The sequence below is a fragment of the Pedobacter terrestris genome, assembly GCF_052343045.1.
GTDB lineage: Bacteria > Bacteroidota > Bacteroidia > Sphingobacteriales > Sphingobacteriaceae > Pedobacter.
The window spans coordinates 3,442,885-3,460,201 of the sequence record NZ_CP180264.1 but is presented as its reverse complement, the minus strand read 5'-3'; the positions used below and the strand labels follow the sequence as shown (position 1 = coordinate 3,460,201).

11 protein-coding genes are annotated in these 17,317 nt (G+C 40.7%); all 11 read left to right on the top strand.

Annotated features, from left to right (window positions below; genetic code table 11):
- Nucleotides 1-58: 58 nt before the first annotated feature.
- The 11 genes from ACJVDH_RS14635 to ACJVDH_RS14585 all read left to right on the top strand — a co-directional run bounded on the left by ACJVDH_RS14635 (nucleotide 59) and on the right by ACJVDH_RS14585 (nucleotide 17,308).
- Nucleotides 59-1,087, top strand: a complete 1,029-nt coding sequence (locus ACJVDH_RS14635) for a FecR family protein (RefSeq protein WP_443944144.1) — start codon at nucleotides 59-61, stop codon at nucleotides 1,085-1,087.
- A 60-nt stretch (nucleotides 1,088-1,147) separates the two neighbouring features.
- Nucleotides 1,148-4,564, top strand: a complete 3,417-nt coding sequence (locus ACJVDH_RS14630) for a SusC/RagA family TonB-linked outer membrane protein (protein WP_443944143.1) — start codon at nucleotides 1,148-1,150, stop codon at nucleotides 4,562-4,564.
- An 11-nt stretch (nucleotides 4,565-4,575) separates the two neighbouring features.
- Entirely contained in the window at nucleotides 4,576-6,105 is a 1,530-nt protein-coding gene (locus ACJVDH_RS14625; RefSeq protein WP_443944142.1) for a SusD/RagB family nutrient-binding outer membrane lipoprotein, read from the top strand.
- 58 nt (nucleotides 6,106-6,163) lie between these two features.
- Nucleotides 6,164-7,813, top strand: coding sequence for an alpha-L-fucosidase (locus tag ACJVDH_RS14620; RefSeq protein ID WP_443944141.1), 1,650 nt, complete (start codon nucleotides 6,164-6,166; stop codon nucleotides 7,811-7,813).
- 3 nt (nucleotides 7,814-7,816) lie between these two features.
- Entirely contained in the window at nucleotides 7,817-10,090 is a 2,274-nt protein-coding gene (locus tag ACJVDH_RS14615; RefSeq protein ID WP_443944140.1) for a glycoside hydrolase family 20 protein, read from the top strand.
- Entirely contained in the window at nucleotides 10,091-11,404 is a 1,314-nt protein-coding gene (locus tag ACJVDH_RS14610) for a gluconate:H+ symporter (RefSeq protein WP_443944139.1), read from the top strand.
- Nucleotides 11,405-11,413: 9 nt separating this feature from the next.
- On the top strand, nucleotides 11,414-11,884 hold the full coding sequence (locus tag ACJVDH_RS14605; protein ID WP_443944138.1) for a RidA family protein: 471 nt from the start codon (nucleotides 11,414-11,416) through the stop codon (nucleotides 11,882-11,884).
- A 60-nt stretch (nucleotides 11,885-11,944) separates the two neighbouring features.
- Nucleotides 11,945-13,048, top strand: a complete 1,104-nt coding sequence (locus ACJVDH_RS14600; protein ID WP_443944137.1) for a D-TA family PLP-dependent enzyme — start codon at nucleotides 11,945-11,947, stop codon at nucleotides 13,046-13,048.
- A 9-nt stretch (nucleotides 13,049-13,057) separates the two neighbouring features.
- Nucleotides 13,058-14,125, top strand: a complete 1,068-nt coding sequence (locus tag ACJVDH_RS14595) for a dipeptidase (protein ID WP_443944136.1) — start codon at nucleotides 13,058-13,060, stop codon at nucleotides 14,123-14,125.
- Between the two features lie 4 nt (nucleotides 14,126-14,129).
- On the top strand, nucleotides 14,130-16,487 hold the full coding sequence (locus ACJVDH_RS14590; RefSeq protein ID WP_443944135.1) for a glycoside hydrolase family 3 N-terminal domain-containing protein: 2,358 nt from the start codon (nucleotides 14,130-14,132) through the stop codon (nucleotides 16,485-16,487).
- A 224-nt stretch (nucleotides 16,488-16,711) separates the two neighbouring features.
- A complete protein-coding gene (locus tag ACJVDH_RS14585; protein ID WP_443944134.1) occupies nucleotides 16,712-17,308 on the top strand; it encodes an O-methyltransferase in 597 nt (198 codons plus the stop codon).
- Nucleotides 17,309-17,317 lie beyond the last annotated feature (9 nt).

Sequence of the window (17,317 nt, the reverse complement as noted above, 5' to 3'; positions counted from 1 at the left end):
AGGGATAATTTCGGGGTGTTCATGTATATAGAGAATATAACAAAGCCAATATATTGTGATGGAGCATGAAAAATACCTGCGTTTTACCATAGAAGATTATCTCTGCGACGATGATTTCCTGCGATTTGCAGTAAATCCTGAAGAAGCAGATCATTCTTTCTGGCAAAATTTTATCCGCAGTTATCCATCAGAGGAAAAAAAAGTAAACCTGGCACTTGAGCTTATTCAACTCTATCGTCAACAAAATACGCATCACAACGAAACTTCGCAGTCCGCAGTATTTTCATCCATCACCAAATCTATTCGGGAAAAAGAAGGAAAATCTGTTTTTAAATTTACCCGCTCAATTTTTTACCGCATTGCTGCATGTTTGGTGTTAGCCACAATGAGTATTTTCTTATACCGCTATTTTTATCCAAATATTACGCAAACTACGGCATATGCAGAAGTGAAGGTTTTTGTGCTACCCGATGGATCTCAGGTTACATTAAACGGAAATTCTAAACTGCACTATGCACGCAATTTTAAAGAAGGCAAAAGAGAAGTTTGGATTGAAGGAGAAGCGCTTTTTGAAGTTAAACACCTTAATACAAACCCGCAGAATATTAAACCAGGCGAAAAATTTACCGTGCATTGTGATGATTTGGATGTAACGGTTTTAGGAACCACTTTTAACGTGAAAAACCGCCGGGAAAAAACCGATGTAGGCTTATTAAGTGGAAAAGTTGTAGTACGTTATAACCAGCAAAACCAAGCGAAAACAGCAGAAATTGTTCTTGCACCGGGCGATTATTTGCGCCAAAGCAGTCATGCCAAACCCAAATTACAGAAACTTGCAGATCCGTCTAAACTTACCGTTTGGGTAAAACACCAATTGTCTTTTCAAGATGCAACTCTCGATGAGATGGTGCAGGTACTGGAAGATGACCTGGGATACAAAGTAAATATTGAAGCAGATTCTATCCGAACCAATAGAATTGAAGGCGATATTAATGTTGCCAATGTGAAAGATCTACTGCGCATTATCTCTACCACCCAACATGTAACCATACAACAAAACGATAAAACCATAACAATAAAACCTTAAATAACCAAGCATACCACATTAACTAAACAACAATCAACCCATAACCACCTAAACTTTATTATGAGAATACTTTACCTGAATAGGGTAGCAAAGTTGTGCTGCCTTACCCTGCTGTTCTGTGCCTGTACTTTTTTAGGGCATGCACAGCTGATGGCTAGAAATATTGCCCGTTCCAGAGGTTCCAGCGAACAGGTTGCTGTAGAAAATAAGCTTGAACTGAAAACAGCGGTAGACATTATCAAGAAAAAATTCGATATTAAGATTGCCTATAAAGAGGGGATTTTAGACCATAAAATTGCGGCAAACAGCGCTACCGATTTGTTGGCAATTTCAGACGTGAACCTTGCGCTTAAACAGGCGCTTTCGGGTACTCAACTTAATTTTAGCCGGATCAACGAAGGGCAGTTTATCATTACCGATCAAAGTGCAAACAACCAGAGTGCAGACGTTATTCGCGGTACGGTATTTTCCGATAGCGATAAACTACCGCTAATTGGTGCAACTGTTTATATCAAAGGAACTAAAATTGGCGCATCTACAGATGTAAAAGGGCAATTCAGTTTAACTGTTCCTGATGCAATGAAAGGCCAAACCATAATACTTTCTGTAGCTTCTGTTGGTTACGAAGCGCTGGATTTTTCTGTAACCGATTTAAAAGAACCTATCAGCATCACTTTAAAAGAAAGCAGCGCTAAATTAAACGACGTTGTGGTTACCGCTTTGGGTATTAAAAGAGATACCAAAGCGCTGGGTTATTCGGTAACAGAAGTTAAAGGATCTGAATTTACACAAGCCAGAGAAAACAATATTGCAAATGCTTTGAGTGGTAAAGTAGCTGGTGTTAACGCAACTGGCCTTTCTACCGGTCCGGGTGGTTCAAGTCGCGTAATTATTCGTGGTAACGGATCATTTAACGGAAATAACCAACCGCTTTATGTAGTAAACGGAATGCCTATTGATAACAGTGTGCCGGGCGGCGCCGCTACAACCAACGGACTTGGAAATAACGTGGATCGCGGCGACGGTATCGGAAGTATTAATCCTGATGATATTGAGTCTATTACCGTTTTAAAAGGCGGAACAGCTGCGGCTTTGTATGGTTCAAGAGCAAGTAATGGCGTTATTTTAATTACTACAAAAAAAGGTCGTAAACAAAAAGGTGTAGGTATTGAATACAATTCCACTTATACCATTGAACAGGCCATTAACGATAACGATTACCAGTACGAATACGGACAAGGCTTGAATGGTGTAAAACCAATGACCAAAAATGATGCAATTGCAACCGGAAGACTTTCTTTTGGTGCACGTATTGATGGTTCTGATTATGTAGCGGCAGATGGTTTGGTTCATCCGTATTCGGCGCAGAAAGACAATATCAAAAATTTCTATTCTACCGGAACCAATTTTACCAATACATTGGCTTTCGCCGGAGGAAATGATGGAATTGTGTATCGTCTTTCACTTGCCGATCTGGATAGTAAAGGGATTATTTCCAGCACACGTTTTAAACGTCAAACAGCCAATTTGAATATCAACGCAAAAATAAACGATAAAATTACTGTAGAAGGTTTGGCGCAATACAATCTGGAGCGTGGTTTTAACCGGACACTTGCTGGCGACGCTTTGGGTAATCCGAACTGGACACCTTATGAAGTGGCCAATACTGTCGATGTGCGTTGGCTGGCTCCCGGATTCGATTCTGCCGGAAATCAAACACCATGGAATGATGCCGGTATTGCAACAAATGGTTATTTCGTGATGAATAAATATCAGCAAAATGATACTAAAAACCGCTTTATCGGTCAAGGTTCCATCACATACAACGTTGTAAAAAACTTTACATTAAAAGGGGTTATCAGTCGCGATTTCTATAATTACAATTACACCAATATTTTGCCAACCGGCGACATTTATATCCCGAACGGACAATATACCGGCCTTAAATCTGATGTTTCAGAAACAAATGCATTGGTAACCGGTAATTACCGAACAAAAATTACCGACAAAATTGGTATTTCTGTTTTAGGCGGTGCCAACAGCAGACGTTTTGAAAATAAACAACTAGATCTTGCCGGATTATCTTTTGTGATCCCATATTTCTACAGTTATAAAAACCTGGCTACTGCGAGTACTCTACCAACCTATCAACGCATTCGTACCAATTCATTCTTCGGTTCAGCAGATGTAGACATTAATAGTTATTTGTTCTTAACGTATACTGCACGAAACGATTGGTTTTCGACTTTAAGTCCGCAAAATAACAGCATTCTTTATCAAAGTGTCGGAGGAAGTTTCGTCGTTTCAGATGCTTTTAAGCTTCCTTCTTCGATTGATATTTTGCGCGTTCGTGCATCATGGGCAGAAGTTGGCGGAGGTGCAGCAGATCCTTATCGCATCAATCTGACATACACCAACGTTCCAAGTTCTGGTTTGCCTTTGCAAAATGTAACCAGTAACGATATTACCAACCAGAATTTAAAACCGTACACTTCTACAACTTACGAGGCGGGTATGGAACTTAAAATGTTTAAAGGTAAACTCGGATTGGATTTAACCGTTTACAGCAGAAAAACAACCAATGATATTTTAAATGCTGCAATTTCATCAACCTCTGGTTACAATAATGCGGTATTAAATGTTGGCGAATTGAGCAATAAAGGTATTGAAGCTTTATTAACCGGAACGGCCATTTCTTCAGAAAAATTCGGCTGGAACATCAGTTACAATTTAGCGTACAACAAAAGTAAAGTGATAAAATTGGTAGACGGTACCAACACTTTTCAGGTGGCAACTTCTGTAGGAAACTGGGGATATATCAACCAAACTGTTGGCAGTTCTTACGGAACAATTGTTGGAACGCGAATTTTGAGAAACCAAGCAGGGCAAATTGTATACAATTCTACCACAAAACGACCAGTGGCAACAGGTTTGCAAGAACTTGGAGACGGCGTTGCACCAATAACAATGGGCTTAAACCAGGATTTCCGTTTCGGCCGCTTTACGTTAGGTATTTTGGTTGATGGTAAATTTGGCAACAAAGTATTTTCCATCAAAGAAGTATATGCAACGCGACTGGGCTTAATGAAATCTACACTTCCGGGCCGCGAAAGCGGATTGGTACTCAACGGAGTAGATCAGGCGGGAAATCCATATACGGCAACAGTTCCGGTGGCAGATTTACGCGCCTATTATAACGACTTGAGAAATTACTCAGAGTTATTTGTTCACGATGGTGCATTTATCAAACTTCGTCAGGCAATTTTCTCTTACAACATTCCGGTAGAGAAAATGAAACTGGCCAAAATCCAGTCTGCAAGCATTTCTTTTGTAGCCAGAAACATCCTTACCTTTTATAAGCAAACGGATAATTTTGATCCGGAATCCAGCTATACAAATGGCAATGCGCAGGGCTTTGAATCAATTGGTTTGCCGCGCACGCGTACTTTTGGTCTGAATCTGATGGTTAAATTTTAAGCATTTATAGCATGAAAAATTATATTCAAAAATATAGCATCGTTTTCAGCGTCTTTTTAACGATGAGCATTTTTTCTTCCTGTACTAAAAACTTCGAAGAAATCAATACCGATCCCGAAGCATCAGCAACTGTAGAGCCTGCTTATGTATTTACAAAAGCACTTTACGACGGTGCAAAAAACAACCTCAATCTTTTGCTGGGCACCATGCAATATACCACCAGTTATAACGATGTTGCAGGTTTTGGTTCCAAATATGTATCCAGCCAAAGCCAACAATCGGCAGCGGTTTTCAGTGCCGCATATTACCAGGAAATCAACGAACTTCAGTTGGTTATTAATGCTGTTTCTGCAGATCCTACAAAAATTAATTTACTGTCTACAGCCAGAATTTGGAAAGCATACTGTTACAGCAGAATTACGGATCTCTATGGCGATGTGCCTTACAGTCAGGCGGTGAAAGGCTTTACAGATGCCAATTACAAACCTACTTATGATGCGCAACAAGCCATTTATGCCGATTTGCTTAAGGAACTTGAACAGGCTGCATTGGCACTTGATGCAACCAAACCTACCTTTGGTGCAGCAGATTTAGTATATAGCGGAAATACAGTGAAGTGGAAGAAATTTGCCTATTCAATGATGCTTAGATTGGGTATGCGTATGACCAAAGTAAATGCTACGCTGGCAGAAACCTGGGTTAAAAAAGCAATTGCTGGTGGAGTAATTACCGATGATGCTGATATTGCCAAAATCAATTACCTCAATGCCGGACAAGACATCAACAAAAATCCGATTGCGCTAAACCTATACAACAGCGATTATATTAAAGCAGATGGAAACAGCAATACCGAAGGTGGTAAATACCAGAATACCTTCATCACTTACATGAAAAACAATAAAGATCCGCGTTTGGCTGTGCTTTCTGTGGTATATGTGAATGGTGCGCCAGATACAACTGCGGCAGTTCAAAAAGGAATGCCGGCCACGCTGAGTGCAAAACCTTCAGATTTTGTAACTTATTCAGAACCAAATCCAAAAACAGTTTTACTGCTTTCTGGAGCGAAGTTGATTTTCACTACTGCAGAAACCAATTTCCTTTTAGCAGAAGCTACATTGCGCGGCTGGAATACCACAAGTGCAACTACACTTTATGAAAATGGAATCCGCGCTGCGATGAAACAATGGGCAATTATTGCGCCCGGAGATGGCGCAATAAGCGATTTACAGATTAGCACCTATATTAAATATCATCCTCTAAATACCGCCGGAAGCCAAAGCGCCCAGCTTCAACAGATCTATACCGAATTTTGGCTGGCCGCATTTCCGGATGCACAGGAAGCATTTTCAAACTACCGCAGAACCGGCTTTCCAGCATTGGTACCGGTTGTATATCCTGGAAATGCCACTGGCGGACAAATTTTCCGTCGGATGTTATACCCGCTTTCTGAGCAAAACCTAAACCGCGATGCATACAATGCTGCGGTTGCCCGTCAGGGTGCAGATGAATTTCTGACGCGTATCTGGTGGGATAAATTATAAATCGATTAAAGAATCCCGCAGGGCGATAAAATTCCGGCGGGATTCATATTCAGAGTTCATGATTAAAAAGATACTATTACTGAGCATTTTGTGCATTGCGCTGAATGCTCAAGCGCAGCGCAACGATGTGGTGGAAGATGAAACTTCTAGCAGTTACAACCTGAATAAACCTTTCCGCGAGGAATGGCTTAAAGATACCGGCGCCGGATTATTTATCCATTTTAATGTTGATGCCCAGTTGGGTATTGTAATTAGCCATGCATTGGTTGGCGCATCTGATGATTTTACTAAACGTTATTTTGAAGAATTGCCAAAAACCTTTAATCCGGCATCGTTTAATCCCCGTGCAATTGCGCAGCTTGCAAAAATGGCAGGGATGAAATACATCGTTTTCACCACTAAACATCACGCCGGATTTTGCTTTTGGGATACCAAAACCACAGATTTCAACATCACAAAAACACCTTATAAAAAAGATTTACTGAAAGAATTTGTAGACGCAACGCGAGAAGAAGGTTTGGATGTTGGCTTTTATTTCTCACCTGAAGATTTCAATTTCCTGTATACCCATAATATTCCGATTAGTCGGAATAATGTGCCTTTGACTGCTGATCTGAAAAAGCAATATGCCGAATACAACCGCAAACAAACCGAAGAACTGATGACCAAGTATGGTAAAATTGATGTTCTTTTTATTGATGGCGATCCAAAAGAAACTGTTAAAGAAACTGCCTGGAAGCTTCAGCCAGAAATACTGATTACGCGCGGCGCAATTCTTACGCCAGAGCAAACTTTACCTGGTACAAAAGTTACGCAACCTTGGCTTTCTCCAATTACTATGGGAACGGCCTGGCAATATCAACCCACAAATGACCGCTATAAAAGCGGAGGTCAATTGATTGATCTTCTGATAGAAGCCCGCGCCAAAGGCGGATCACTTTTACTTAATATTGGGCCAAAGGCTGATGGAAGCCTTGCCGATGAACAGGAAAATCGCTTGCGCGAAATGGCAGCCTGGTATTTTATCAACCATGAAAGTATGGACAAGGTGAGGAGCTGGGTTGTCAGTAAAGAGAAAAATATTTATTTCACTTTTAAAGCACCTTCTACACTTTATGCCATTGTAATGGATGCCAAAAACTGGAATGAAGCCGAACGGAAAAAGTTTCTGCTGCATTCTGTTAAATCAACCCAGCAAACCAAAGTAAGCGTACTGGGCCAGAACAGCCAGATTATTGAATACAAACCAGATTTGGACGTATCTTCTACATTTCGTCAGTTGGAAAACGGCCTGGAAATTTCGGCGGTAAAAGCGCAGCGGATTTACGATGACCACAAATGGCCAAATCCGGTAGTGATAAAACTTGAAAATATCGAACCTGTTTTTGCAGATGCAGCAATGGTGCAAACCGGTAACTTTAAGGTTACAGATAAAGGATTGCTTTTGAGTGGTAAAATCCTAAATTACCAATCGGTTAAACCTAAACTGGCCGGTTTTCAATATCGCCCATATCGTGGTCAGGTAGAAACATTATATGCCGATGCCTGGAAAAATTCACAAACTGTTGCCATAAAACAGGATGGAACTTTCGAGGTGTTGATTAACAATTTAAAAGACAAAGGCGCCTTAGAATACAAAGGTTTTGCGTTGCAACAAGGCGTAGAAGTAGAAGGAGAGAACAAAGTTTTCAATCCGCAGAATAAATAAAATATGCACGTTAAGTTTTTAAAGGTTTTTGTTTTTTTACTCTTGCTGGCAGGTTTCGGCAAGGTTGCCTTCGCACAGCAAAATACTTTTTCCATCATTCCAAAACCTTTAAAAACGGAAATGAGAAGCGGAAGTTTTGAGGTAACTGCACAAACGCTTATCATTTCGGGCACATCAATAGATTCTGCAGAAACAAATCTTTTCTCCGCATCTGTTAAAGAACTTGCCGGACTAACACTTCAGGTAGAAAACAGCGGACAGATTAAACAAAAAAGTATTACGTTAACTATAGATGCTGAAAAAATTACCAAACCGGAAGCTTATGCGTTGTCGGTTAGTGGTAAACAGATATCACTTATTGCAGCAGATCATGCTGGCTTATTTTATGGTTTTCAAACCCTTTTACAACTGATTAGGGTTGAAAATGGTAAAATCTTTATCCCAAATTGTATTATTGAAGATGCACCTCGGTTTGCTTATCGCGGTATGCATCTGGATGTTGGTCGCCATTTTTTCAGCATAAATACACTAAAAAGATGGCTTGATGTTTTGGCGTTTTATAAAATCAACACTTTCCATTGGCATTTAACAGATGATCAGGGCTGGCGCATTGAGGTAAAAAAATTTCCGGAATTGCAACGCATATCTGCATTTAGAAATGAAACGCTTATTGGCCACAAACGCGCAGAACCACATCTTTTTGATGGTAAACCTTATGGTGGTTTTTATACACAGGCAGAAGTAAAAGAATTGGTGCGTTATGCACAATCTAAATTTATTACGGTTATTCCCGAAATAGAAATGCCCGGCCATGCACAAGCAGTTCTGGCCGCTTATCCAAATTTGGGTTGTACGGGTGGGCCTTATCAAACGGCAACATATTGGGGTGTTTTCGAGGATGTTTTCTGCTCCGGGAATGAACAGACTTTTTCTTTTTTAGAAGATGTTTTGGATGAAATAATGCCGCTTTTCCCTTCAAAATACATACACATCGGCGGCGACGAATGTCCGAAAACAAAATGGGCAAAATGCCCGAAATGCCAGAAACGCATAGCGGATGAACAGCTTAAAGACGAACACGGTTTGCAATCCTATTTTATTGGGAGGATAGAAAAATATGTAGAAGGAAAAGGAAAAAAAATTATAGGCTGGGATGAAATTTTAGATGGAGGAATTTCTCCGGGCGCAACAGTAATGAGTTGGAGGGGAGAAGAAGGCGGAATTGCTGCGGCGAAACTTCACCACGATGTGATCATGACGCCGGAGAAATTTCTTTATCTCGATTATTACCAGTCGCTTTATCCCGAAGAACAAATTGCCGCAGGCGGATACACGCCGCTGCAAAAAGTGTACAACTATAACCCGCTTCCATCTGCGCTTAGCACAGACGAAAAGAAATACATTAGAGGCGTACAAGCGAATGTATGGACAGAATATCTTTCTGATGCCAGCAAAGCTGAATACATGATCTTTCCCCGAATTATTGCTTTGGCTGAAATTGCATGGACCAGCGACAGCACAAAAAATTATTCCGATTTTTTATGTCGTTTGCGCCTTCATCAGAAGTATCTTAAAGGCCTGAATGCGGCAAATCATTACGATGATATCCGCTTAGAATCTGCTTCATCGGCAGGGATTACATTAAAAACCGATCGGCCTAACAGCCAGATTCGGTACACTTTGAATGGAACTTTGCCTAATGCAAAAAGTCATCTATATACTGTGCCGATTCTGCCGGTAAAATCTGCTAGTATAAAAGCACAAATATTTGAAAATGTTAATCCTTTTGGCCCAGTGTATGAACAAAGTTTCGTTCGCGGTCTGGCTTTTGGTAAAAAGGTAGAACTTAAAAACAATCCTTCAGGTAATTATAATCCTGTAGCCGCACAACTGGTAAATGGAATAGAAGGAGCTGCGTTTTACAATACCGGCGAATGGTTTGGCTTTAGTGGCGATGATTTTGAGGCCACAATTGATTTAAACCAAACACAAGAAATTTCAGGATTCAGTATTGGCATTTTACAATACCACTGGCAAAAAATGTGGGCACCTAAACAACTGGTTTTTGAATATTCTATAGATGGGAAAAGTTTTATAAAAGCATTTGAAACAACAGAATTTCCGAAAGAAGGACTGAACCGGATAGAAGCAAATTTTCCTAAAGTTAAAGCGCGTTACATTAAAGTACAAGCCGCCAATCAGGGCATTATCCCGGAAGGGTTTTATGGCGCCGGTGGCAAGGCCTGGTTATTAGTTGATGAATTAACAATAAGATAAATGACAGTATTAATTGTTTTTGTAAGCATTGCTCTTCTAATACTGCTCATTTCAGTATGCAAGATTAACGCATTTCTCTCTTTTCTGGCAGTTTCTTTATTTGCGGGTTTAGGTTTGGGCTTGCCATTAAATGGTATTGTTACTGCCGTTGAAAAAGGAATGGGCGATGTTTTCGGCTCTTTGGTCATTATCATCGTAGCTGGCGCAATGCTCGGTAAACTGGTTGCAGAAAGCGGCGCGGCACAAAAAATTGCATCGGTAATGATGCAGGCTTTTGGCGCAAAATATATTCAGTGGGCAATGGTATTAACCGGTTTCATTATCGGCATTCCCTTATATTATGGAATTGGATTTGTATTGATGGTGCCCTTAATTTTTTCTGTGGTATACCGTTACAAACTCCCGGCAATTTATATCGGGTTACCAATGCTGGCCGCACTTTCTGTAACGCACGGTTTTTTACCGCCGCATCCATCGCCTTCGGCACTTGTTGTACAATTTAACGCCGATATGGGACTTACACTTTTCTATGGTTTGGTCGTTTCCATTCCGGCAATTTTAATCGGCGGACCGCTTTTCTCGCGTACGCTTAAAAACATCCAAGCACAGCCACTCGCTTCTTTTGTATCTGCAGAATTACCAGAAAGTGAATTGCCCAATACCTTTAAAAGTTTTTTTACAGCATTGTTGCCCGTAATTCTTCTGGCGCTGGCCGCAATATTACCGCTGCTCTTGCCTAAAGATTCGTACATGTTGCCTTTGCTCGGTTTGGTGGGCAATCCATCATTTGTTATGCTGCTGGTACTGGTTTTAGCCACCTATCTGCTTGGACTTTCTCAAGGTAAAAAGATGGTGCAGATTATGGAAATTTACGCGGGTTCTATTAAAGATATTGCCATGATTTTGCTCATTATTAGCGGATCTGGCGCATTAAAACAAGTACTTACACAAAGTGGTGTGAGCAATGAAATTGCTGTTTACCTGCAACATTTAGCCCTCGAACCTTTATTCTTAGCCTGGCTTATTGCAGCGATAATCCGTTTTTGTGTAGGTTCTGCAACTGTTGCCGGCCTCACTACTGCGGGTATAATAATTCCGCTAATGTTGTCTACGCATACCAATCCAAACTTGATGGTACTCGCTGTGGGCGCAGGTAGCCTGATGTTTTCTCACGTAAACGATGCGGGTTTTTGGATGTTTAAAGAGTATTTTAACATCAGTTTAAAAGACACTTTTCGCTCATGGGCATTAATGGAATCTATTGTAGGCTTAGTTGGCCTTATTGGGATCTTAATTTTAAAAACAATTATATAAAAACATAAAATGAACAATTTAACAGCAGACGAACGTTTCGAAAAATTAGGTTTGAATTTACCACCAGCACCAGCTCCGCTGGGCGTTTACAAACCTTATCTGATTGACGGAAAATATTTATATCTAAGCGGTCACGGACCAGTACAGGATGATAAAAGTCTGATTATTGGACGTATTGGTTCCGATATAAACCAGGATGAAGGTAAACTTGCTGCAAGACAAGTGGGATTAACTATGCTTTCTACCATTAAAACAAATTTGGGTAGCCTGAATAAAGTTAAAAGGGTAATAAAGGTATTGGGTATGGTAAATTGTACGCCTGATTTTGAAAAACATCCGTTTATTATCAACGGTTGTAGCGAGTTGTTTGCGCAGGTTTGGGGCGAGGAAAATGGTATTGGTGTTAGAAGTGCAGTTGGTTTCGGTTCATTGCCAGATAATATTCCTGTAGAAATTGAAGCTTTGCTAGAATTGTACTAACTCTTTTGATTCATCTCTGCAAACCCGAATCATTTTCGGGTTTGTACAATAAATAAAAAAATGCAGTGGTACACCATTCCAAATGTAGGTGAAATTGAGTCGCCGGGCTTAGTTTTTTATGTCGATCGAATGATCTCCAATATCAAAGTGCTAAAAGCGATGTTACCAGATTTGAAGCGTTTGCGGCCTCATGTAAAAACACACAAGTGTTTAGAGGTTTCCGGATTGATGATTGCGCATGGCATTACACATTTCAAATGCGCAACAATTGCCGAGGCAGAAATGCTAGGTGAGTCTGCAGCAGAAGATGTTCTGCTGGCTTATCAGCCCGTTGGTCCAAATCTGCTACGTTTTGCTCAATTACAGGAAAAATATCCGCAAACGCGGTTCAGCTGTCTTGTTGATAATGCCTTCAGTGCTGGAGAACTGGCTGATGTCGCGACGGATTACAGTATAGAATTTCACGTGTATATTGATGTAAATGTTGGCATGAACCGTACCGGAATTATTCCGACGAAAGTGTCAGAACTTGCCACAATGATTTCTGAAACTGACAGGCTAAAATTGCTGGGTTTACATGCATATGATGGACATATTCACGATGAAGATTTCGCGCAGCGGGGAGAAAAAGTAAAGCCAATAATTGCCAGTTTAACAGATTTGCAAACTACGCTTCAAAATGAACTAAATCAGGAAATAACTGTGATAGCAGGCGGTACTCCAACTTTCCCGATGTATGCTGCAACTACAGATTTTGTGTGTAGCCCGGGTACTTTTATCCTTTGGGATAAAGGTTATCAAGCTGCGTTTAAAGAACAGGAATTTTTGCCTGCAGCTTTGATCGTTTCCCGGATTATTTCCTTACCAGAAAAAAACGTAATCTGTACCGATCTTGGCCATAAGGCTGTTGCAGCAGAAAACATCCTAAGTAAGCGCGTCTCATTTTTAAATGCGCCAGAACTTCTTCCATTAGGGCAAAGCGAAGAACATTTAACCTTAGAGGCAAAGGAAAATCATTCGTATAAAGTTGGCGACGTATTGTATGGAATCCCTTTTCACGTATGTCCAACCGTTGCTCTGCATGAATTTGCTTATGCTATTCAACCCGAAACAGATATTGAAATTTGGCCAATTATCGCCAGAAAAAGAAAAATTACGATTTAAATATTAAATATGTTCGTTATAGATGCCCATCTGGATTTAAGTATGAATGCACTGGAATGGAACCGCGATTTGACGCGGCCATTGCAGGAAATTAATAATCGCGAGCAAGGTTTGCTGGATAAACCAGACCGCGCAAAAGCAACGGTTTCACTTCCTGAATTAAGAAAAGGAAATATTGGATTAGTTGTGGCTACACAGATTGCGCGGTACGTCGCTTCAGATAATCACCTTCCGGGATGGCATTCGCCAGAGCAAGCCTGGGCACAAACGCAAGGTCAACTTGCCTGGTACCAGGCGATGGAAAATGCTGGTGAAATGAATCAGATCCGCGATTTAGCAGGTTTGGAAAAGCATTTGAAAAATTGGAATATCAATACATCTGATCGTAAACCCATTGGTTATATTTTAAGTTTAGAAGGCGCAGATTCTTTAGTGTCTGTTGATTATGTAGAACGCGCTTACAAAAGCGGTTTGCGCGCAATTGGCCCTGCACATTACGGCCCCGGAAGATATGCGCAAGGTACAGACGCAACAGGCAAAATGGGACCTGATGGTTACCGTTTGCTGGCAGAAATGGAAAGACTAAATATTATTTTAGATGCAACACATTTGTGTGATGATAGTTTCTGGGATGCGCTAGACCATTTTAATGGAAACATCTGGGCATCCCATAACAATTGCCGCGCGCTGGTTAACCACAACAGGCAATACAGTGATGAGCAAATCAAAGAACTGATTAATCGCGGCGCTGTAATTGGTGCAGCTTTGGATGCCTGGATGATGGTTCCGGATTGGAAACGAGGAATTTCTGATCCCAGATCAATGAATTGTAATTTGGAAGTGATGATTGATCACATCGACCACATTTGCCAGCTTGCAGGTAATGCGCTGCATGTTGGTATCGGATCAGATTTAGATGGCGCTTTCGGTAGAGAGCAATGTCCTTATGATTTGGAAACCATTGCCGACCTGGATAAAGTGCCACTTTTGTTTCAAAAACGTGGATATACACTAAACGACATGGAAAATCTAATGCATGGAAATTGGCTACGCTTTTTGCGCAAAGCCTGGACTTAAATTAATGATGAAAAAACTATACTACTTAACCACCATAATTTGCTGCACCGCCAGTTTTGGCTTTGCTCAAGAAAATCTTAAAAACGCTACGTATAAAAATGCTAAAGCACCGGTAGAAAGTCGTGTAAAAGATCTGCTTTCCAGAATGAGCGTTGCTGAAAAAGTAGGACAGGTTTCAACTTTTTTAGGTTGGGAAATGTACGAAAAACAGGGAAACTCGGTTCAGGTAAGTCAGGCTTTTAAAACTTTAGAGCAAGAACAATTTGCCGGAATGCTTTGGGCAACGCTACGTGCAGATCCGTGGACAAAGAAAACTTTAGCAAACGGATTAAATCCTACGTTGGCAGCAAAAGCAACAAATGCACTTCAAAAATATGCAGTGGAAAATACGCGATTGGGTATACCGTTGTTTTTGGCAGAAGAATGTCCGCATGGACATATGGCTATCGGTACTACGGTTTTCCCGACATCAATTGGGCAGGCGAGTACCTGGAATCCACAATTGATCCAAAAAATGGCTTCGGCTATTGCTGAAGAAACCCGTTTGCAAGGTGGCCAGATTGGCTACGGACCAGTATTGGATTTGGCCAGAGAACCTCGATGGTCAAGAGTGGAAGAAACTTATGGAGAAGATCCTTTCTTAACATCCAGAATGGGTGTAGCCATGGTAAAAGGAATGCAGGGCAACGGCTTGGAGGAGCAAGGAAAGGTGATTGCAACTTTAAAACATTTTATGGCTTATGGCGCTCCTGAAGGCGGACATAACGGAGGAAGCATTTCTGTGGGCGAACGCAGTTTAAATCAATATTATTATCCTCCATTTAAAGCCGCGGTAGATGCAGGTGTACTTTCGGTTATGACTGCTTATAATTCAATTGATGGAATTCCATGCAGCTCAAATGCGTATTTACTGAAAGATCTATTAATCAACCAGTGGAAATTTAAAGGCTTTTCTGTATCTGATTTGGGCAGCATCTCCGGATTGGTAAACAGCCATCATGTTGCAGAAGATGCTGAACATGCTGCCGCATTGGCAATAAATGCTGGTCTGGATGCGGATCTTAGTGGTTATGGATATGGAAAAGCTTTGATTAAAGCAGTAAATGATGGCCTGGTTTCCAAAAATGTATTGGATACCGCCGTGAGCCGTGTACTTCGGCTGAAGTTTCAAATGGGACTTTTTGAAAATCCGTTTGTAGATGCGGCAAAGGCAAGAAAGATGGTTCGGAGTGCAGAGAAAGTCAAACTTGCTGCAGATGTTGCACGAGAATCAATCGTTTTGCTGAAGAATGATCACAATATTTTACCCCTAAGCAAGAGTTTAAGAAAGCTGGCCGTAATTGGTCCGAATGCTGCCGAGATGTATAATCAGTTAGGTGATTATACGGCTCCGCAAAGCGAAGATAATGTGATTACGGTATTGAAAGGTATTCAGAATAAGTTGGACAAAAGTGTCGACGTGAAATATGTGAAAGGCTGTTCTATCAGAGATACTTCTGAAAGTAAAATTGCCGAGGCCGTTGCGCTTGCACAACAATCTGACGCTACAGTTGTGGTACTTGGAGGATCTAGTGCACGTGATTTTAAAACCGCTTATGAATCATCGGGTGCAGCCAGCATCAGTAAAACTGCGGGCAAAGTGAGCGATATGGAAAGTGGTGAAGGTTTTGATCGGTCTACTTTGGATTTAATGGGCGATCAGCTTAAACTTTTGCAGGCGCTTAAGGCGACAGGAAAACCTGTGGTATTGGTTTTGATTATGGGTCGTCCGCTTAATTTGAATTACGCAAAAGACAATATAGACGGTATAATTAATGCATGGTATCCTGGCCAGGAAGGCGGCACAGCCATTGCCGATGTCTTATTTGGAGATTACAATCCTGCGGGCAGACTGCCGGTTTCTTTTCCAAAATCTGTCGGACAGTTGCCTGTGTATTACAATGCCACGCGCCCGGCCAGACGAGATTATGTAGAAGGCGATAGCAAACCGCTTTATAGTTTTGGCTATGGTTTAAGTTACACGCAATTTGAGTATAGCAACTTAAATGTTGCCCATGCGCGTAACGGAATCCAGGTAACGTTCGATGTAAAAAATACCGGAAATCTTTCTGGCGATGAAGTTCCGCAATTATACATTGCACATAAAAATTCAAGCATCGTGCTTCCGGTTCAGGAACTTAAAGCTTTTCAAAGGCTGAATATTAAATCGGGTGAAAATAAGCATATTGTTTTTACGGTAAGCAATGCAGATTTAATGATTTTCGATACCAGCAGAAATTGGTCGCTTGAAAAAGGAACCTATCAAATTATGGTCGGCCCATCAAGTGATTCGATTAAACTAAACGGAAATATTGATCTGTAAAATAAGTTTTATTTCTTTGGCGATTGATTGGGCTTCTCCTGTATCAATCGCCTTTTTTTATTGCCACATTTTTGATTGATTTGGTCAGAACTACACTTATCGCTTTGTCCAAACGTTAGTAGGTTATGGTTCTTATTCTTAGTAGAAATTCTAATGAATGTACAAAAGCAATCGGATAGTACTAGCGAAAAGAACTTAATAAAATCACTCAGTAATTAAACACGATGAATACTTTATCACAACCTAAATTAGTTGCTACGCTTATTACTTTACATGAAAAAGCAAATGAACAATCTAAGCCAGGCGCTGTAATTGAAGATAATTCAACTCGATTTATGGCCGTTTCACCAATGCAAGGCGAGTTTTTGTATTGGTTGGCTACGCTTAAAAATGCCCGGAATATTATAGAATTTGGTTGCTCTTTTGGAGTGTCTACCATTTATCTCGCGGCAGCAGCAAAAGACAATGGCGGTGTGGTAACCACGACAGAAATGGAAAGTTCAAAATGGGCACCAGCGTTAAATAATATCAATGAAGCAGGTTTAACAGATTATGTAAAATTATTGAAGGGCGATGCGCTGGAAACACTAAAAGCCGTTGATCAACCAGTTGATTTTTTGTTTTTAGATGGCGCAAAACAACTTTATCTTCCGGTATTTGAATGCTTAGAACCGAATTTCCACAGTGGAACAATAATTTTTCTGGACAATACGGACAAGCCTGATACAAAACCATGCATAGATTATATCAAATCTAAAGCGGATAAATTCGTCTCAGCTGAACTTTTTGAGGGAAGATCTATTGTTGTTTATGTAAAGTAAGGTCTTGCT